General features: G+C 70.1%; 17 protein-coding genes. All 17 read left to right on the forward strand.

Annotated features, from left to right (window positions below):
• The coding region (locus ND748_RS09360; protein WP_251745274.1) for a TOBE domain-containing protein at window positions 1-395 on the forward strand (395 nt) is incomplete at its 5' end.
• Between the two features lie 544 nt (window positions 396-939).
• Window positions 940-2,211, forward strand: coding sequence for a cytochrome P450 (locus tag ND748_RS09365; protein WP_251745275.1), 1,272 nt, complete (start codon window positions 940-942; stop codon window positions 2,209-2,211).
• A gap of 126 nt (window positions 2,212-2,337) precedes the next feature.
• On the forward strand, window positions 2,338-3,600 hold the full coding sequence (locus ND748_RS09370) for a cytochrome P450 (RefSeq protein WP_251745276.1): 1,263 nt from the start codon (window positions 2,338-2,340) through the stop codon (window positions 3,598-3,600).
• 67 nt (window positions 3,601-3,667) lie between these two features.
• Complete coding sequence (locus ND748_RS09375; RefSeq protein WP_251745277.1) at window positions 3,668-5,359, forward strand: AMP-binding protein; 1,692 nt, start codon at window positions 3,668-3,670, stop codon at window positions 5,357-5,359.
• 82 nt (window positions 5,360-5,441) lie between these two features.
• The gene (locus ND748_RS09380) at window positions 5,442-6,227 is read left to right on the forward strand and encodes a ferritin-like domain-containing protein (RefSeq protein ID WP_251745278.1); all 786 of its coding nucleotides are present in this window, start codon (window positions 5,442-5,444) and stop codon (window positions 6,225-6,227) included.
• The gene (locus ND748_RS09385; protein ID WP_251745279.1) at window positions 6,224-6,919 is read left to right on the forward strand and encodes a PaaI family thioesterase; all 696 of its coding nucleotides are present in this window, start codon (window positions 6,224-6,226) and stop codon (window positions 6,917-6,919) included. The genes ND748_RS09380 and ND748_RS09385 overlap by 4 nt, the downstream gene beginning before the upstream one ends.
• Window positions 6,903-7,166, forward strand: a complete 264-nt coding sequence (locus ND748_RS09390) for an acyl carrier protein (RefSeq protein ID WP_251745280.1) — start codon at window positions 6,903-6,905, stop codon at window positions 7,164-7,166. Before ND748_RS09385 ends, ND748_RS09390 begins: the two co-directional genes overlap by 17 nt.
• Complete coding sequence (locus ND748_RS09395; RefSeq protein WP_251745281.1) at window positions 7,163-8,071, forward strand: cyclopropane-fatty-acyl-phospholipid synthase family protein; 909 nt, start codon at window positions 7,163-7,165, stop codon at window positions 8,069-8,071. Before ND748_RS09390 ends, ND748_RS09395 begins: the two co-directional genes overlap by 4 nt.
• 35 nt (window positions 8,072-8,106) lie before the next feature.
• The gene (locus tag ND748_RS09400; protein WP_251745282.1) at window positions 8,107-9,039 is read left to right on the forward strand and encodes an acyl-ACP desaturase; all 933 of its coding nucleotides are present in this window, start codon (window positions 8,107-8,109) and stop codon (window positions 9,037-9,039) included.
• A gap of 29 nt (window positions 9,040-9,068) precedes the next feature.
• On the forward strand, window positions 9,069-9,923 hold the full coding sequence (locus ND748_RS09405) for an SDR family NAD(P)-dependent oxidoreductase (protein WP_251745283.1): 855 nt from the start codon (window positions 9,069-9,071) through the stop codon (window positions 9,921-9,923).
• 13 nt (window positions 9,924-9,936) lie between these two features.
• Complete coding sequence (locus ND748_RS09410; protein WP_251745284.1) at window positions 9,937-11,517, forward strand: MFS transporter; 1,581 nt, start codon at window positions 9,937-9,939, stop codon at window positions 11,515-11,517.
• Between the two features lie 69 nt (window positions 11,518-11,586).
• Window positions 11,587-12,546, forward strand: a complete 960-nt coding sequence (locus ND748_RS09415; protein WP_251745285.1) for a LysR family transcriptional regulator — start codon at window positions 11,587-11,589, stop codon at window positions 12,544-12,546.
• A 232-nt stretch (window positions 12,547-12,778) separates the two neighbouring features.
• Entirely contained in the window at window positions 12,779-13,564 is a 786-nt protein-coding gene (locus ND748_RS09420; RefSeq protein WP_251745286.1) for an SDR family NAD(P)-dependent oxidoreductase, read from the forward strand.
• A 582-nt stretch (window positions 13,565-14,146) separates the two neighbouring features.
• Window positions 14,147-16,030 carry a glycoside hydrolase family 26 protein gene (locus ND748_RS09425; RefSeq protein ID WP_251745287.1) on the forward strand — a complete coding sequence of 628 codons (1,884 nt, stop codon included), beginning with the start codon at window positions 14,147-14,149 and terminating at the stop codon, window positions 16,028-16,030.
• A gap of 378 nt (window positions 16,031-16,408) precedes the next feature.
• Window positions 16,409-16,540 (forward strand): hypothetical protein, encoded by a 132-nt coding sequence (locus ND748_RS33960; protein WP_285901839.1) that lies wholly within the window; start codon window positions 16,409-16,411, stop codon window positions 16,538-16,540.
• Window positions 16,541-17,135: 595 nt separating this feature from the next.
• The gene (locus ND748_RS09430; protein WP_251745288.1) at window positions 17,136-18,959 is read left to right on the forward strand and encodes a glycosyl hydrolase; all 1,824 of its coding nucleotides are present in this window, start codon (window positions 17,136-17,138) and stop codon (window positions 18,957-18,959) included.
• Between the two features lie 308 nt (window positions 18,960-19,267).
• The gene (locus ND748_RS09435) at window positions 19,268-19,810 is read left to right on the forward strand and encodes a hypothetical protein (RefSeq protein ID WP_251745289.1); all 543 of its coding nucleotides are present in this window, start codon (window positions 19,268-19,270) and stop codon (window positions 19,808-19,810) included.
• Window positions 19,811-19,965 lie beyond the last annotated feature (155 nt).

Here is a 19,965-nt window from a genome sequence, read left to right on the forward strand (position 1 = left end):
GGTCGGGCCCGGTGCTGCTGGGTTGGCGACCGGCCGACGGGCTGCTCGAGCCGGTGGACGCCGCCGGGGACGGGCCGGTACCCGGCGGCCCGGTACATGGCGGCGGGGGACCGGGCGTGGACGGCACGGACGTGGCGGTCCCCGCCGGTCCGGGGGTCGTCCTGCGGGGCGTCGCGGACGTCGTCGAGTTCACCGGGGACGGCACCGTGGTGACCTGCGTGAGCCCTGGTGAGGACGCCCCGTGGGCGGTGAGCATCCGCGGCCGTGACCGGGTGCCCGCGGTCGGCGACGCCGTGCGGGTACGTGTCCAGGCCGAGCATGTCCACCTGTTCGACCCGGACGGGGGACTTCGCCTGGGCGCGACGACCGGCGAGCCGGCCGCCGCAGCGAAGTAGGGCGGGGCCGGCCGCCGATGGCGGCGGCCGGCCCAAGAATGCGACTCGTGCCGGTATTCGATCGGCTGGTCGCCCGCCGGACCCCGCCGGGTCAGGCTCATTTGCCGCCGGCGTTCGGAGTTCGGTGTTAATCATCTCCGTGTTCGGTGTTAATCATCTCCGTGCCACCTGCTCGACTTCTTGTTTTCGTTTGACCATGGCCGCGCGGCGATAGATCGATTGTATCGATCCTTTGGTCTTGACGGCCGCCGGGTCGAGATAGAGACTCGTTTCAGGGCTCATTGGTATCGACCAGCCCTCGGACATCACGGCATCGTGACATTCAATTCGCCGCCTGCATCTCGTGGACGCCGGCTTTCTTCTGGCCGCCGATCCCGGAGCGAACCGGTCGACCGTCCAGCCGACCGGAGAACCGTCCGATTCGACGGTTCAAACCGCCCCCGAGAAAATTTCGTTCGTGCAGTTCATAACGAGCGACCTGCGTATTGACGCCCGCCGTCGGCCGGGATCCGTAGCCGGCTGTTCTGGACGAGAGGACACGCACGTGGATATCACGACGACCGAATCAACGGCGCCGCCGACCGAGGCGACCACGGGGACCGGTTCGCTCTCCCTCGAGGACGCGATCGTGGCTGCGTTCATGCCCGAATCCCGACACAATCCGTACCCTGCCTACGAGGTGTTGCGCGAGACGGGGCCGTTCGTGCCCGGCCCGTTCAACCTCCAGATCGTCTCGCGTTACGCCGAGGCCGACGCGATCCTCCAGGATTCGGCGTGGAGCCACGCCCAGGAGCCGGAGTTCCTGCACCCGGAGAGCGACGGCTCGGACCTGCCCGCGTCGTTCCTCTGGATGGAGCCGCCGGACCACACCCGGCTGCGCCGCCTGGTGAGCAAGGCCTTCACCGCCCGCGGCCTGGAGACGCTGCGCGCCCGGGTCGAGGAGGTCGCCGCCGAGATCGTCGACAACGCGATCCGGGCGGGCGAAATCGACGTGGTCGAGGACCTCGCCTACCCGCTGCCGCTGACGATGATCGCCGAGATGATCGGGGTGCCGGCGGAGGACCATGCCTCCGTGCGCGCGATGTCTGCCGGCATCGCCCGCGGCCTGGACCCCGACGCCCTGCTGTCCGCGGCGGAGCTGAAGTCCCGGGTGGACGGGGCCCAGCACTTCCGCGAGTACTTCGAGAACCTGGTCGCCGAGCGGCGGGCCCATCCGAAGGACGACCTCATCTCGGGGCTGGCCCAGGTCGAGGCGGAAGGCGACCGGCTCACCACCGGCGAGATGATCGCCACCCTCACCGTGCTGCTGGTTGCCGGGCACGAGACCACGGTGAACCTGCTGGCCAACGGCGTGCTGTCGCTGACCCGCAACCCGGACCAGTTCGAGGTGCTGCGCAGGAACCCCGACCTCGCGCTGGCCGCGGTCGACGAGCTCATGCGCTACGACGGCCCGTCGCACGCGACCACCCGGATGGCGGTCCGGGACATGGAGATCTCCGGCCACAGCTTCAAGGAGGGCGACGGCGCGCTCATCCTGCTCGCTTCGGCCAACCGCGACCCCCGGGTCTACGACAACGCGGACCGCCTCGACCTCACCCGCTATGCCCGGTCGCAGTCCGTCCCCCGCCATCTCGGCTTCGGCGTCGGCCTGCACTACTGCATCGGCGCACCGCTGGTCCGGATGGAGATGGAGGCCATGCTGCGGGAGCTCGCCCGCCGCGGCCCGGTGATGACGCTGCTGGCCGACCCGCCGCCCTACCGGCCGAACATCGTCGTGCGCGGCATCGCGGAACTGCCCGTCCGGTTCGAGGCCTGACCACCGTCCAGCCTGACCACCGTCCAGCCTGACCACCGTTCGGCCCGAGCACCGTTCAGCCGGACCAAGACCGGCCGGACCAACGACCAGTCGGACCAACGACCAGATCGGTCGAAAGGAGAATCCGTGGTGACGAACGCCGGGATCGACGTCCGCGGCGGGGACCTCGTGGACTTCGACGCCTTCGACCCGGTCCACCGCCCCGATCCGTACCCCCGATACCGGGCCCTGCGGGAGACGGCGCCGTTCTGCCCGATCCGGCTCGGCGACGCTCGGGTGACGCTGGCAACCACGTACGACGGCTGCGCCGCCGTCCTGCAGGACGCGCAGTGGGGGCGGGGTTACGCCGACGGGCTGAACCCGTTCCGCCCGGGTGTGGCTCCCGGCGAGGTGCCCGGCGGCTCGTTCCTGGCGATGGACCCGCCCGACCACACCCGGCTGCGGGGGCTGGTCAGCAGGGCGTTCACGCCGCGGGCGAGCCTGGCCGAGACCCCGTTCGTCGGCCGGACCGTCGACGGCCTCGTCGACACGGCGGTGGCCCAGGGCGGGCTCGACGTGGTCGCCGGCCTGGCCAGGCCGCTGTCGCTGGCGGTCATGGGGCGCCTGCTCGGCGTCCCGGCCGCCGAGGCGCCGTTGTTCCTGGGCTGGATCCAGGGGATCACCCGCGGCACCGATCCCGACTACCTGCTCTCCCCGGCCGAGATCGTGGTGCGCACCGCCGCCGCCCGGGACCTCGGCCGGTACCTGGTCGGCCTGGTCGCCGCGCGGCGCGCCCAGCCCCGCGACGACCTGGTGAGCCGGCTGGCCGCGGTCCAGCACGACCAGGACGTGCTGACCGAGCGGGAGGTCGTCGAGCTCTGCGCGCTGCTGCTGGCGGCCGGGCTCGACACCACGGCGAACCTGATCACGAACGGAGTCCTGGCGCTGCTGCGCCACCCCGACCAGCTCGCGCTGCTGCGCAGGCGCCCCGAGCTCATCGCGGCCGCCGTCGAGGAGATGCTCCGCTACGACCCGCCGTCCCAGTTCGTCACCCGGGTGGCGCTGGCCGACACCACCGTCCTCGGGCACCCGTTCCGGCGGGGCGACGGCGTGGTCGTGCTCAGCGCCGCCGGGCAGCGCGATCCCGCTGCGTTCGCCGACCCCGACCGCTTCGACATCACCCGGTACGCGGCGTCGCCGCCCGCGCGCCGCCACCTCGGCTTCGCCCTTGGACTGCACTACTGCCTCGGCGCGCCGCTCGCCCGGATCCAGGCGGAGGCGGCGATCGGCACGCTGGTGCGGCGCGGCGGCGAGCTGTCCCTGGTGACCGAGGACATCGAGTACCGGCCGAACGCGGCCCTGCGCGGTCCGGCCTCCCTGCTGGTGAACGTCACCGGCGCCGCCGGTTGACGCCAGGCGCCTGCCTCCAGCGACCTTCGTCCGCCACGTCCCGCCCTCGCGAGACAGGAGCGAGTACATGCTCGCCGGAAGTGCCGACAACCTCACCGACGCCCTGGAAACGGTCGTCGCCGCCGATTCCGAACTCCAGCTTTCGTTTCCCTCCGCCGGCCGGGACATCTCGGTCCACGATCTGGCCGCGGCGTCGCGGGCCGCGGCCGTCGCGCTGGTCGGTCGCGGCGTCGAGGGCGGCGACCGGATCGGGGTGCTCAGCCGCAACAGCCCCGAGTTCCTGATCGCGCTGTTCGCGGCTGTGGGTGCGGGCGCGGCTGCCTGTCCCCTGCCCCTGCCGACCTCGGCCGGCGACCTGTCCGGCTACGCCTCCCGGCTGTCCGGGATCATCGCGGCCGCCGGCATCGGCCGGGTCCTCGTGGACGACCGGCTCGGCGCGGTGGCCTCCCGGCTGGCCGGGGTACTCACCGGCGTGGAGCTGATCCCGGTGGGCAGCATCGCCGCCGGGGTGGCCGCGACCGCGGGCCGCTCGGCCCGGCTGCCCGCCGTCGAACCGGACGAGCTCGCGGTCGTCCAGTTCACCTCGGGCAGCACGGCGGCGCCGAAGGGGGTGCGGCTGACCCATCGCAACGTCCTCGCCGGGCTGGACGCGATCGCCACCGGCATCGACATCCGCCCGGGCGAGGACAGCGGCGGCCTGTGGTTGCCGCTGTTCCACGACATGGGCCTGTTCGGCACCCTCGCCGGCACGTTCGCCGGGATCGACATGGCGGTGTGGTCCCCCGGGGCCTTCGTAAAGGATCCGGCCCGCTGGCTGCGCCAGTTCGCCGACCGCGGCGCGACGATCTCCCCGGCCCCCAGCTTCGGGTACGAGACCCTGGCGGAGTCCATTCCCCGCGACGAGGTGGGCCGGTACGACCTGAGCCGCTGGCGGGTCGCCCTCAACGGCGCCGAGCCGATCCCGGTGGCGGGCCTCGACGGCTTCCTCGAGCACTTCGCGCCGGCCGGTTTCGCGCCCTCGGCGATGATGCCGGTCTACGGGATGGCCGAGGCGACGCTCGCCGTGACCTTTCCGCCGCTGGGCCGGGCTCCGACGGCGCTCTGGGTGGACCGCGACCGGCTGGGTGCCGGCGGCGTCGCCGTCGAGGTCGCCAGGGACGACCGGCGGGCGCGCGGGCTGCCCGCGCTCGGCAGACCGGTCCGCGCCGTGCGGGTCCGGGTGGTTGACGAGCACGGCAAGGAGGTCGCCGACCGGGAGGTCGGCGAGATCGAGATCGCCGGCGATCCGATCACCGCGGGCTACCTGACCGCACCCGGTGCCCCGCCCGCGCCCGGGCCCGATCCGGACGGCTGGCTCGGCACCGGCGACCTGGGTTTTCAGCGCGCCGGAGAGCTGTACGTCACCGGTCGCCGGAAAGAAATGATCATCGTGCGCGGGGTGAACTTCTACCCGGAGGACGCCGAGAGCGTGATCCGGGACGCCCCCGGCCTGCATCGCCGGCGCTGCGTCGCGTTCGCCGACACCTCCGCCGACGGCGCCGAGCGCATCACCGTCGTGGGCGAGAGCGCGCTGGAGGACCCGGCCGACCGGGCTCGGCTCGCCGCCGACCTGTGCACCGCGGTGTCAGTCGAGCTCGGCCTGCCGGATGTGATCGTCCACCTCGTCGGTCCCGACGATCTGCCCCGCACCTCGAGCGGGAAGTTCCAGCGGCTGGCTGCTCGGGAGCTGACGCGGCAGGCGGCCGGCCGCGACGCCTGACCATCGCCCGGATCGATCCCATCGCCCGGATCGATCCCATCGCCCGATCGACCTATCGCCCGATCGACAGGAGACAGCTCCGATGCACAGCTTCGATGTCTTTCACCACTACGAACGCAAGCACTGGCGGTTGGCCGACGTGCCGTGGGCCGAGGTGCGCCTGGACCTCGTCCGGCCCGAGTACGTCACGATGGTCAAGAGCGCGGTCATGGGGGAGGCGAACTCGATCGCCGCCCAGCACGGCTTCCTCAACGAGTTCGACGACTACGACTTCTCGGCGTTCGTCGCGATCTGGGGCTACGAGGAGCTGCAGCACCACTTCGCCTTCCGGACGTGGCTGAACGCGGTCGGCGCCGAGGTCCGGACCACGGCGGTCGAGGCGATGCGCGCGCCGTACGACCCGGGTACCACCCCGTGTGCCACGCTGGCGACGAACATCATCTCCGAGCTCACGGTGAACCACGTCTACCGCGCGGTCGCGGCCTGGATCGAGGAGCCCGTGCTGCGCGGGATCATGAACAATGCCAGCCGGGACGAGGCGGGGCACGCACGGGAGTTCCTGCACTTCGCCCGGCGCCGGCTTGCGCAGCACCCCGACGAGCTGCCCTCGGTGCTGGAGACGCTGCACGTCTACACCGGTGAGCAGCGGATCAAGCACCCGGTCGGCGTGTTCAAGAGCGAGCTGGTCGCTCTGCGTGACCACGAGACCATCGACACCGCCTTCGAGATGTTCCTGGAGACCGTCGCCGATTCCGGCGACCTGGAGAAGCTCCAGGACAACATCCGCCGCGCGTTCGCCGCGCTGACCGGGATGGACGTCAGCTCCAACGCCCGCGTCCGCCGCCGGCTCGCGGAAGCAATCTCATGACGTCGACCCCGCTCGCCGGTCAGCGGCCCGGCGACGTGGCCCCGGGCGCGCGGCCCGGGCCCGGCCCGACGGCGAACGGGCATCCGCCCGGTCCGGCCGCGGCGGACCACATCGGCCTGCCCTGGTACGTCCTCGAGGACTACCGGTGTTTCGGCTGTTCGCCGCACAATCCGCACGGCATCCAGCTCCGGTTCACCCATCACGGCGACGGCCTGCGGACGGTCTTCCGCCTGGGGCGGGCGCACGAGTCCTACCCCGGGGTGGTCCACGGCGGGCTGCTCGGGGTGATCGCCGACGAGATCATGGGCAACCTGATCGTCCTGCGCACCGGTCAGATCCCGTTCACCACGGGGATGCGGCTGCGTTACGTCCTGCCGGTGACCGTCGGGGGCGGCTACGAGTGCACCGCCCGGGTCCGCGACGGCGGGGCCCAGCTCATCCACACCGAGTCCGAGATCCGCGAGGAGAACGGCGCCGTGGTCGCCACGGCCACCGCCAGCTACCGGACCGTGTCGCTCGACGCGGCCAGCGACCGCATGGAGCTCGACGCGGCACAGGTGGACCGGCTGCGCCGGGCGCTGTCCGCGGCCACCACCACCGCCCCGACCACCGGCGCCCCCACCGTCGTCGCCGCCAAAGCACCTGCCGCCATCACCGACCGTCCGGAGGAATCCCATGTCCGTGTCGACTGACGAGCTCATCAGCGAGATCACCGGGATCGTGGCCGAGGAGCTCGGCGTCCCGATCGACTCGGTGTCGCCGGAAGCCGACCTGCGGTCGGTCCAGGGGGCCGACTCGGTGAAGGTGCTGCGGGTGATCGCCCGCATCGAACGCGCCCGCGACGTCGAGCTCGAGGACGAGGAGGTCTTCGGCGCCTCGACGGTCCGTGAGGTCGCCGAGGTGCTCCAGCGTGCCCTCACCGAGTCGGCCGCGGTATGAGCACCGCGACCAGCGCCGACGCCGGAACGGCCGGGCCCGCCGCGGCCACGCAGGCCACCGACCCTGCGCAGGTCCCCGAGACTGCGCAGACCAACCAGCACTACGACCTCGACCCGCGGATCTTCGGGCTGTTCCTGGACCCGATGCGCAAGTACTCCGCGGGCTACTACCGGGAACCCGACCTGACCCTGGCCGAGGCCCAGGTGGCGAAGCTGCGCTTCGTGGCCGACCGCCTCGGCCTGAGCAAGGGTGACCGGCTGCTCGACGTGGGCTGCGGCTGGGGCGCGCTGATTCTTTTCATGGCCCAGGAGTACGCCGCCCGGGTCGTCGGGATCAGCCCGGCCGGCAACCAGCACTCCTACATCGCCCAGCGGGCCGGGGAGCTGGGCGTCGCCGGCCGGGTCACCACGGTCCAGGGCCACTTCGAGCACGCCGCGCTGCCGGCCGGCCGGTTCGACGCGGTGACCATGCTCGGCTCCATCGTGCACATGCCCGACCTCGTCCACGTGATGCGCCGCGCCCGGTCCCTGCTGCGCCGGGGCGGCCGGTACTACGTTTCCGAGACCTGCTTTCGCAACGCCGCGGCCCGGGACGAGTTCGACCGCCGGACCGGCACCGAGTTCGTCCGTCAGTCGATCTTCGGCTGGGGTGACATGCGTCCGCTGTCCGATCTCGTCCGCGCGGCCGAGGACGCCGGGTTCTCCGTCGTCAGCGTCGAGGACCTGACCGAGGACTACCGCCGCACCATCGATGACTGGCTCGTCAACGTCGACGCCAGCGCCGAGGCCATCGAGCGGATCCGGCCGGGGATGGCCCCGACCCTGCGCCGTTACCTCGAAGTCGCCAACGCGGGCTGGGGCTACACGACCAAGCACTACGCGCTCGTGTGCCAGCGGTCCCGCTGAGGATGCCGATCAACCGTCCGGTCGGAAGGACAGCTATGAGTACGGACAGCACCTTTCCTCGGTCAGCGGGGCCGCAGGTGGCGGGGCCGCCGGCGGCGGTGGAGCCGGCGGGCCAGGCCGCCGGGCCGCTGCTGCCTGCCGCCGACGTCGCGCAGGCCGTCGCGTCGTTCATGCGCTCGTCGCCGGTCGGGCGCCGCTGGGACGTCGAGTCGGCCTTCGCCTGGTCGACGGTCGACGCCGACCGGCTCACCGACGGCCAGCGCTCGGCGGTCGCCTTCATCACCTACATCGAGGATCACCTGCCGGGGTACTTCGGGCTCTACGCCCGGCGGTTCCCCCTCGACGAGTCGGTGGACCTCGATGCCTTCGTCCACAACCGCGAGCTGTACCACTTCACGGTGCGCTGGGCCCAGGAGGAGGACAGCCACGCCAGGGCCCTGTTCGAGTACCAGGTGGCGGCGGGCCTGTCCGACCCGGTCCGGCTGCGCACCGAGCTGGGCCGCGAGGGGCGCAAGCCGTTCACGCTGCCCCACGAGCACGCCGTGTCGCTGTTCGCCTACGCGCTCGTCCAGGAGAAGGCGACCCAGATCTACTACCAGCAGCTGCGGGCCGTCGTCGACGAGCCGGTGCTGATCGACGTTCTGAACCACCTGAGCCGGGACGAGGCCCGGCACTTCACGTTCTTCGCCGACCTGGTCGAGAGGAGCCTGCGCTGCCACGGCGACCAGGTGGTCGAGCCGATCCGCGACGTGATCGCCGGCTTCCGGATGCCGCTGGCCGACACGCTGCGCGGCTACTGGCGCTGGGCGCTGAAGATCGCCGACACCGCCAGCTACGACCACACCGACGCCTACGAGCACCTCATCCGGGTCGTGAACCGCGCCGTGGACGCCCGCACCGACCGGGTGGACGAACTGACCAGGTTCGTGGCCGCGTGCCGGACCCCCGCGGCCACCCAGGCCCGGTAGCAGGAGCAGCAGGAACAGGAGGAGGAGTGATGGGCGTACTGGCTGGCCGGGTCGCGGTGATCACCGGCGGCACCAGCGGGATCGGGGCCCGGACGGCCGCGGTGTTCGTCGCGGCCGGAGCATCGGTGGTCATCGGCGGCCGCCGCAAGGACGCGGGGGAGGCGGCGGTCGCGGAGCTCGGCGACCGGGCCCGGTTCACGCCGGCGGACGTTCGCGTCGAGAGCGATGTCGAGGCGCTGATGGCCACGGCGGTCGACGAGTTCGGCCGACTGGACGTCCTGGTCAACAACGCCGGACAGGGAGTGAGCACGCCGTTGCCGCTGCCCGAGGCGGACCTGGCGGCGTTCCTCGACACGCTGGCCGTTCACGCCGGCGGGATGTTCCTCGGCATCAAGCACGCCGCCAGGATCATGATCCCGCGCGGGTCGGGCAGCATCATCAACATGTCCAGCATCGGTGCTCACCGGGCGGGCTGGTCGGACATCAGCTACTCGACGGCCAAGGCCGGCGTGCTCCAGCTCACCCGCTCGGCGGCGGTCGAGCTGGGCCCGCGCGGGATCCGGGTCAACAGCATCTCGCCCGGACCGATCCCGACCGGCATCTTCGCCAAGAACGCGGGCGTGGACGCCGACCGGGCCGACCGGACGGCTCCGCTGCTGGAACCGCTGTTCGTCCAGGCCATGGAGAACCACCAGTCGATCGGGCGGGCGGGCCGGGCCGAGGATGTGGCCGAGGTGGCGCTGTGGCTCGCCGCGGACGCGTCCTCGTTCGTCACCGGCCAGGACATCGGGGTCGACGGCGGGATTTCTGCCGGCCGGCCGCTGACGGTCGCGGCCACGGAGCGGCGCCTGCTGGCGGAGGCGTTCTCGTCCCTGCCCACCTGATCCGGCGTCCGCGATGGCGTCCGAGACGCACCATGCGAGCACCACCCATCCGAACGCCGCGGTTCCGCCGGCCGGCCGGGCGTTGTTACCAGTCGTGTTGTCCGGCACCGGGATGGTGGTGCTGGACATCTTCATTGTCAACGCGGCGATTCCCGCGATCGAACGGGATTTCCACGCCCGGCCGAGCAGCCTCGAATGGCTCGTCACCGGGTACAACCTGGCGTTTGCGGCGGCCATGATCACGTGTGGTCGACTCGGTGACTGCTTCGGGCGACGGCGGGTGTTCACATGGGGGCTCGCGCTGTTCACCGCGATGTCGCTCCTCTGCGGCGTCGCCGGCGGGGCGACGACCCTGACCGCCGCCCGGGTCGGGCAGGGGCTGGCCGCCTCGGCGCTGGTTCCGCAGGTGACCGCGATCATCAATCTGGTGTATTCGGGCGCCGCGCGGGCCCGGGCCTACACCGCCTACGCCTTGACCCTCGGGGGCGCGGCCGTCGCGGGGCAGATCATCGGGGGCGGCCTGATCGCCGCCAACCCGGCCGGGCTCGGGTGGCGCAGCTGTTTCCTGGTCAACGTGCCGATCGGGGTTGTCGCGCTCGTGCTCACCCGGCGCCACGTGCCGGCCGATCGGGTGAGCGGCGCGCCGCCCCGCCTGGATCTCGTCGGTGCCGTGCTGGTGACCGGCGCGCTCGTCGCCGCCGTGCTGCCGCTGGTCGAGGGGCCGAACAACGGCTGGCCGTGGTGGTCGTGGGGATGCCTCGCCGTCGCGGCGGCGCTCTTTGCGATCCTGGTACCGGCGCAGCGCCGGGTCGCGGCCCGCGGCGGAAGCCCGATCCTGCCGCCGGCGCTGTTCGCCGGGCGGACCTTCGTCGTCGGCCTCGTCAACGTCGTGGTGTTCAACGCGAGCGTCGCGCCGTGGTTCTTCGTCCTGGCGCTGTACCTCCAGGACGGCCGGAGCCTGAGCCCGCTGCGCGCGGGTCTCGTCTTCAGCGCCCTCGGCGGCGGGTTCCTCGCGACCTCGCTGGCCGGCGGCAGGGTGCGGGCCCGCCTCGGACGTCAGGGGCTCGCGCTCGGAGCCGGGCTGCGTGTACTGGGCCTGATGGCGCTGTGGGTGGTCGTCCGCGAGCAGGGGACGGGCGGCGACATCCTCTGGGTAGCGCTGCCGTTGGCCGTCGACGGGGCTGGTCAGGGCCTCGTGACCAGCCCGCTGGTCGCCTCGGTCCTGCTCGGCGTGCGGCCGGAGATCGCCGGCGCCGGGTCCGGCGTCTTGGCGTCGGCGCAGCAGGTGGGCAACTGCGTCGGGGTGGCGGTGATCGGCGCCGTCTACTTCGCCGTCCGGGATTCGGGCGGATCGATCGCGGGCGCCTTCCGGGTCGGCCTGCTCATCCTTGCGGCGCTGAGCCTGCTCGTCGCCGGGCTGGTCCAGCTTCTTCCCAAGGCCGACGTCGGAGTCCGGGTCGGAGACGGGGTCCGGGTCGGAGACGGGGTCGGGGTCGGAGACGGGGTCGGGGTAGAGGCCGGGCCGAACAAGGCGTCCCACCGTGACGCGAAAACTACCCTCCGCAGGGAAGGGGATGCTGAACGTGTCAGGTAGCCAGCTGCTCTCCATGTCCGATTCATCTCTGGTTGTGCCGCCCTGTCTACAGTCGGTCCGGGAGGTGCAATGGAGACCAAGCTGGAACTCAGGCACATGGTGTACTTCCTGGCGCTGGCGGACGAACGACATTTCGGGCGTGCCGCAGCCAAATTGTTCATCGGTCAGCCTACTTTGAGCCAACAGTTACAGCGTCTCGAACGCCAGCTCGGCGTCGAATTGTTCGCCCGGACATCTCACGACGTGCGGCTGACGCCGGCTGGACAGGCCTTCCGGGTAGAGGCCGAACAGGTGCTGGAACATACTCGACGGGCCGTGGAGACCGCGCGTGAGGCCGCATCCGGCCGGTTCGGCAAGATCAGTATCGGTTTCAACTTCGCCGCCGGGCAGCAGGTCCTCCGGCCGACCCTGCGGCGGCTCAACGTCGACTACCCGGGGCTGTCGACGACCCTGTGGGAGGGCCTCAGCGGCCCTCAGCTCTCGGCGGTGTCCGAAGGCAAGATCGACGTGGCGCTCGTCTACTCCGGCATCCCTCCCAAACCACTGCTGGCCCAGCGGGTTCTGACCGCCTCGCTCGTCGCGATGGTCGTCCGCCACCATCCCTGGGCCACCCGCGAGCGGGTCGCCTTCCGCGAACTGGCCGACCAGCCGATCGTCCTCCTGCGCCGGGAACGTAGCCCGGCCATGTACGACGCGGTGTTCGCGGCGGCCGAGCACTGCGGAATTCCGTTGACGGTCGCGACCGAGGTCGAGGACAGCGGGGCGACGGCGGTGATGGTGGAAACGCTGCAGGCCGTCGCCTTCGGGTCGGACGCGCGGCCCCGGCGGCCGACCGAGGACCTGGTCGCGGTGCGGATTGTCGACCCGGTGCCGCTGGTCGGCGTGCGGGCCGTCTGGCGCCCGGATCCGAAACCGGCTGTCGCCGCGTTCCTCAGCAGTCTGGCGGCGGCGGCCCCGTTTCCCTCGCCGCTGGGCGATCGGACGGTCCGCATCCCCGTCCAACCCATCGAGCACGATCAGGACGAGTAACGCCCGGGCGGGATCGCCGACGGATCGAACGCCTTGAACTGTTCGTCGAGGCCCGCTCCGTGCTTATGCCCGAGTAGGCCGGGGAAACGGTTCCCCCAGTCCGCGAGTCTGACCGTTCCCACTGATCCGCCGTACAAGGAGGGTCGCCAAGCCCACCTACCGTAGGCTTGGCCGGCTCGCGCCTGCGGGCGGCGGCGGATCACTCCGCCGGGGATGGGCTGAGGAGAATTTCATGGGTGTATTAGACGGCAAGGTCGCCATCGTGACCGGCGCCGGACGGGGCATCGGCCGGGCGATCGCGGAGGAGTACGCGCTGGAAGGAGCCCGTGTCGTCGTCGCCTCCCGGACCGCGGGTACGGTCAGCGAGGTGGTCGACGGGATTCGCGCCCGGGGCGGCGACGCGCTGGGTATCACCTGCGACGTCGGCGTGGCGCAGAACATCCGCGAAATGGTCGACCGCACCGTGGCCGAGTACGGCGGCGTGGACATCCTTGTCAACAACGCGCAGAGTTTCGGCACCCGCGACAGGCCGCGGGCCTCCAGCGAGCCGACGAATCTGGAGGACGTCGACGAAGCCGAGTGGGACTGGAACTTCGAGACGGGCGTCAAGGCGACGCTGCGGGCAATGCAGGCCGTCTTCCCGTACATGAAGGCCGCGGGCGGCGGGCGAATCCTGAACTTCGGATCCCGCCGTGGCATCATGTGTAATGCCGAGTCCGCCTCCTACAACTGCAACAAGGAGGCGATCCGCGCCCTGAGCCGGACCGCGTCGAACGGCTGGGGGCAGCACGGGATCACGGTGAACGTCCTCAACCCGGTCATCCTCACCGACGCCGCCGAGGGCGTCTTCGCCGATCATCCGGGCGCACGGGAGGCGGCTGAGGCGCAGATCCCGCTGCGGCGCTGGGGAGTTCCCCGGGACTGCGCGCGGGTGGCGGTGTTCCTCGCCGGGCCCGACGCGAGCTACCTCACCGGCATGACGTTCATGGTCGAGGGCGGCCTGACGACGCTGCCCTAGCCCGAGGCGTTGTGCCTGGGAGTGGCCGCATCTGTCTCTTCCGCCGAGATGATCGGGCGCCGAACCCGGTGGGAGAGACATGGCGGCGCTTCCCCACATCCGCCGCCGAGGCAGTACCAGACCAGGAGTGTCACCTGACAAGTACTGTCGATCGGCCAGTCAAAGGAGGACGCAAACCGTAGGTCTCGTCGGAGGCGTTCTACCGGAGTGGCTCGATGGCCGGCGTTGCGAGCCTTCATCCGAGGTGGATTGAGGGGCGTCGAATCTCCGGGTAATAGCGGCTGTCTGGAACACGCGAACCGTTGGTCTAACGTCATTTCTGGTCATTGCAAATGACTTTGATTGGCGGTTTCGACGACACTCAGACGGGACAACGGAATGCAAGCCGAAAAAATATCGGACGAGACGGGCTCCTCGGCTGGAGTGCCTCCCGGAGGCGCTGGCGCGCGGACTGGTCCGAGGCATTCGCGCGGTGCCCGATCGGCGCCGGGATGCCGGGTACGAAGGTGGTCCACCGGATCTGATGCCATAAGGACCGACCGTCAGCGCGGCCGGCGCGGGCGACACTCTCGACGGCACACGATGTTCGCTCGCCTGGTGGGCCGGCCGACCTGCGCGGCACTCGGACTCATCCTGGTCGTGACGACTCTCGCGACGCTCGCGACACCGGCGCGCGCCGCCACGATCACCATCGAGGACACGGCGGTCGGCACCGGGAACAACCAGGTCTCCTACGCCGGAACCTGGACCCCCTGTACCGGCTGCGCACCCAGCACCCCCAACAACAGCTACCGGTCCTCCGCCGGCTACGGAGCCATCGCCACCATCCGGTTCACCGGAACCCGGATCAACGTCTACGGCATCAAGGGGCCGACGGGCGGCCAGGCCGCCTTCAGCGTCGACGGCGGCGTACCGGTCACCGTGGACACCTTTGCCCTGCCGCTGGCCGTGAGCCCGATCTACAGCTCGGGAGTGCTGACCTTGGGCGCCCACGTGCTGCAGGTCACGAACCTGCGCACCCGGAACGCGGCCTCCACCGGCTACAATGTCGGCTTCGACCGCGCCGAGGTCGTCACCGACCCGGTGCCGCCGCCACCGCCGCCGCCGGTGGGGACGGCACTCACGATCGAGGACACCGCCATCGGCACCGGCAACAACCAGGTGTCCTACACCACGGGCTGGATGCCGTGCACCGGCTGCGTGCTGTCACCCAACAACAGCCTCTACTACACCAGCGGCACCGGCGCCGTCGCCACGGTCAGGTTCAACGGAACCCAGATCGACGTGTACGGGCTCAAGGGCCCGGCCAACGGATTCGGGACGTTCCGTATCGACGGTGCGCAGCCGATCACCGTCGACGCGTATGCGGCCGTGTCCGTGGTCACCCTGCTGTACTCATCGCCCATCCTGCCGGTCGGCGGCCAGCACACCCTGACGTTCACGAACGAGGGCCGCCGCAACGTCACGTCCACCGGGAACAACATCGGTTTCGACCGTGCCGAGGTCACCACAGGGCTGAACCCGCCGCCGGCACCGCCGCTGTGGTCCGGCCTGCGCTCGGGCAAGGGATGGGAGTCCGGCACCTACCCCGATCCGGCCATGAACCAGGCGAACCTCGAGGCGTTCTGCACGTGGCGGGGTACGCCCTGCGACTTCACCCTGCTTTACGTGACGCGCAACAGCTGGACGAACGTCACCCAGCCCACGAATCTGCTGCAGACCTTCGCCACCTGGCCGGGCCGGCTGATCATCGCGGTCCCCCCCTACCCGGAGAATATCGGCGCGAGCAATGCGACCTGCGCCACCGGCGCCTACGACTCCTACTGGCGGAACTTCGGCCGGATGCTGAACACCTACGGCCGCCAGGACTCCATCATCCGCATCGCCTGGGAGGGCAACGGTGACTGGTACCAGTGGTCGGCGACCAACCCCACCGACTACATCAACTGCTGGCGCCATGTCGCGGACTCCATCAACGCCACGGCGGAGCCGGACCCCACGTTGTCCTGGGGTCTGAACGCCCACTACTCGCAGAACCCGCCGAGCCACAACGCGATGGACATGTACCCGGGGGACGCGTGGGTGGACTCCGTCGGCCTCGATGCCTACGACTTCTACCCGTCCTCGCCGACCAAGGCGGCGTTCGACGCCCAGGCCAACGCGGTCGGCGGCCTGAACTACTGGTACAACTTCGCCCAGTCGCGCAACAAGCTCTTCGGAGTCGGCGAATGGGGGGTGGTCTCCGGTAGCGGATCCGCCGGTGGGGGTGACAGCCCGAACTACGTCCAGTGGATGTACGACTGGTTCGAAGCTCACGCCGGGAAGGGATTCGCCTACGAGTTCTACTTCAACAACTGCGACCCGGGGAATGTTGGGTCCAACTTGTACCGCCCGCTCAGCAGTAACTGCGTCTACCGAAATCCCAACGCCGCGGCACGCTATAGACAGCTGTACTCGACGGGGTAAGCCCGCCTGACGCGTTCATCGTCGGGTCGGCCAAGGAACATCGATGCACGGGCCGACCCGACTGAAGGCCGGACCAGTACCGTGCGCGAATCGGGTGCGCAGCCGTCACCCTCGAGGGAGCTACCAGCCACGCCGATCGGGCCTCGAGGGTGACCTGGCCACGGGACGGCGACCAGCCGATCTCGTCGAGTCTCACCAGGTGGAAGTGCCGCCGTCGAGCAGCATTCACCACCTTGTGGCCGGGCCTGGACGCCCTCGTCCTTGATGAGAGCCGCCGCGGGGGAAGGCCGGGCCATCAGGGAGGCGATCCCAGCGCCCTGAGCCGGACCGCGTCGAACGGCTGCGGGCAGCACGGGCTCACGGGCTCACGGGCTCACGGTGAACGGCCGCAACCCGGTCATCCCCACCGACGCCACCGAGGGCCACTTCGCCGATCTTCCGGGCGCACGGGAGGCGGCCGAGCCGCAGATCCCGCTGCGGCGCTGGGGAGTTCCCGACCTGGCTGGTTGACGCGGCGACGTCGGCCGAACGGCTGCCCGGCGTCGCCGCCGTTCGGATCGGTCCGCGCCGCGGCGGCTGTTCGAATCACTGGTTACCCACCCGACACCTGCTGTCGAGGGGCTTGCCAAGGGCGGGCGCAATTTGTTGGTCTCGTCGGGGCGTTCTACCGGAGTGGCTCTATAGCCGGCGTTGCCAGCCTTCATCCGAGGTGGATTGTGGGGCGTCGAATCTCCGGGGAATAGCTCCTGGCTGGAACACGCGAACCACTGGCCTAGCGTATTTTCCGGTCATTGGAAATGACTTTGATTGGCGGGTTTGACGACACCTAGACGGGAAAAACAGAATGCTAGCGGAAGAAAAATCGGACGAGACGGGCGCCCCGACGGGAGCGCGTCCCGGTGGCGTTGACGTACGGCCTGGCCCGCGGCGTCCGCGCGGTGTCCGATCGGCGCTGGGATGGCGGGTACGAAGACGGTCCGCCGCATCCGATGGCCTACGGACCGACCGCCCGGGTGGCCGATGTGGGCGACAGCTCCGGCGGCGCACGATGTTCGCCTGCCTGGTGGGCCGGCCGACCTGCGCGGCACTCGGACTTATCCTGGTCGTGACGACTCTCGCGACGCTGGCGACACCGGCGCGCGCCGCCACGATCACCATCGAGGACACGGCCGTCGGCACCGGGAACAACCAGGTCTCCTATTCCGGGACCTGGACCCCGTGTACCGGCTGTGTGCCCTCCACGCCCAACAGCAGCTACCGGTATTCCACCAACTACGGTGCCATCGCCACGATCCGCTTCACCGGAACCCAGATCAACCTGTTCGGGATCAAGGGGCCGACGAGCGGCCAGGCCGCCTTCAGCCTTGACGGCGGCGTACCGGTCACCGTGGACACCTTCGCCCTGCCGCTTGCCGTGAGTCTGATCTACAGCTCGGGCGCACTCACACAGGGTCCCCACGTGCTGCAGATCGCGAACCTCCATACCCGGAACGCGGCCTCCACCGGCTTCAACGTGGCCTTCGACCGCGCCGAGGTCGTCACCGATACGGTGCCACCACCACCGCCGCCGCCGGCGCAGACGGCTCTCACGATCGAGGACACCACCATCGGCACCGGGAACAACCAGGTATCCTACACGGCCGACTGGATTCCGTGCACCGGCTGTGTGCTGTCACCCAACAACAGCATCTACCACACCAGTGGCGCCGATGCGGTCGCCACGATCAGGTTCAGTGGAACGCAGATCAACGTGTACGGGCTCAAGGGGCCGGCGAACGGGTTCGGGACGTTTCGCATCGATGGTGCGCAGCCGGTCACCATCGATGGCTACGCTCCCGCGTCGTCGGTGACGCTGCTGTACTCATCGCCCATCCTGCCGGTCGGCGCGCACACCATGACGTTCACGAATGACGATCGGCGTAACGTAACGTCGACCGGGAACAACATCGGCTTCGACCGTGCCGAGGTCACCACCGGGCTGAACCCGCCGCCGGCACCGCCGCTGTGGGCGGGCCTGCGCTCGGGCAAGGGATGGGAGTCCGGCACCTACCCCGATCCGACCATGAACCAGGAGAACCTCGAGGCGTTCTGCACCTGGCGGGGCACGCCCTGCGACTTCACCCTGCTCTATGTGACGCGCAACAGTTGGGCGAACGTCACCCAGCCGACAGATCTGCTGCAGACCTTCGCCACCTGGCCGGGTCGGTTGATCATCTCCATCCCGCCCTATCCGGAGAACATCGGCGCGAGCAACGCGACCTGTGCCACCGGCGCTTACGATTCGTACTGGCGGAAGTTCGGCAACCTGTTGAATACCTACGGTCGCCAGGACTCCATCATCCGGCTCGCCTGGGAGGGCAACGGTGACTGGTACCAGTGGTCGGCCACCGATCCCACGGATTACATAAACTGCTGGCGGCACGTCGCGGACGCCATCAACTCGACGGCGGAGCCGGACCCCACCCTGGCCTGGGCCCTGAACGCCCACTACTCCCAGAACCCGCCCAGCCACAACGCGATGGACATGTACCCGGGCGATGCCTGGGTGGACAGTGTCGACCTTGACGCGTACGACGCCTATCCACCCTCCCCGACCAAGGAAGCCTTCGACACCCAGTCGGACGCGGTGGGCGGGTTGAACTACTGGTACAACTTCTCCCGGACGCGGAACAAGATATTCGGAGTCGGTGAATGGGGGGTGGCCAGCGGCGACGGCTCCAGTGGTGGTGGGGACAGCGCGAACTACGTCCAGTGGATGTACGACTGGTTCGCCGCCCATGCCGGGACCGGCTTCGCCTATGAATTCTACTTCAACAACTGTGATCCGGGGAATGTCGGATCTAATTTGCATCGCCCGATCGCCAGTACCTGCATCTATCGAAATCCCAACGCCGCCGCGCGCTACAGACAGCTCTACTCGGCTAGCTAGGCCCGCGCGGCACGCTCACCGCCGGGTCGGCCGACGGACTTCGGTCCGCGGGCCGGCCCGGCCGAGTGTTTCCGGGCTCGGGCGCGGACCTGAGCCTGAGCCCGAGCCCGGCGGTCGAGCGAGGTCCTGCCCTGGTCCGGGGAGTATCGGGAACGCGACGGTGTCGGGAGGCGCGGCAATCGCTACAGTTGCACAGCGTCCCCCGGGCGCGGTAGATCTCTGACCAGGCGAAAGTCGCACGAAGTTGGTGGTGGATGTTTTCGACAAGCGCTAGGCCGACCGCTCGGACCACGCGGTACGTGGCGGCTGTGATCGTGTTGCTGCTCTCGGTCACGCTGCTCGGTGCGTGTGGCGGCTCGTCGGGGGGCTCCGGGAAGAACGGCGTCCGCGCGTCGAGCTCGGCGGGCACCGACGGCGACTCCGAGTACGCCGGTTCCTGCCCGACCTCGGGTAACACCAAGGCCTTCGCCAAGACGCGGTTCGCGGTGCATTCCGGCCTTGCCCTGGGTGCATTCCACCGCTACATCTACAAGCCGGCGAGGAACGGCGGCTTCGCCAAGGGCGCGCCGAAGCGGACCCGGAGCTTCGCTAAGGCCGCGGTGGCCGGAGCGTTCACGGTGCACGAGCTCAAGGTGGCGAAGCGTTTCGCGCTGGCCAATCCGACGCTGTGCAATTCGGTGCAGTCGATCAGCGACAAGTTCAACAGCCTGACCGGCAAACTGAAGAACGGCACGGCGACGCAGGCGGACATCGACGCCGACGAGAACGCCTTCGCCGCGTTCCAGCAGGGCGCGTCCAGCGACGGCTTCGGCTTCAAGGAGCGGAACGCCACCGTTCCCGGCGCGGCCTGATCCCTCCCCGGATCATCCGCCGGTCGGCGCCGTCCGGACCCGAACGACGCCGACCGGCGCCCACGGCCGGGCCGGCCGCGAGCTCGCTCTCGCGACTGGTCCGGCCGACCAGCCCGTTCAGGCCGCCTGATCAGCCTGCCCGGCCGCCACCGAAG

Origin of the sequence: Frankia sp. AiPs1 (genome assembly GCF_023716945.1) — a bacterium.
GTDB lineage: Bacteria > Actinomycetota > Actinomycetes > Frankiales > Frankiaceae > Frankia.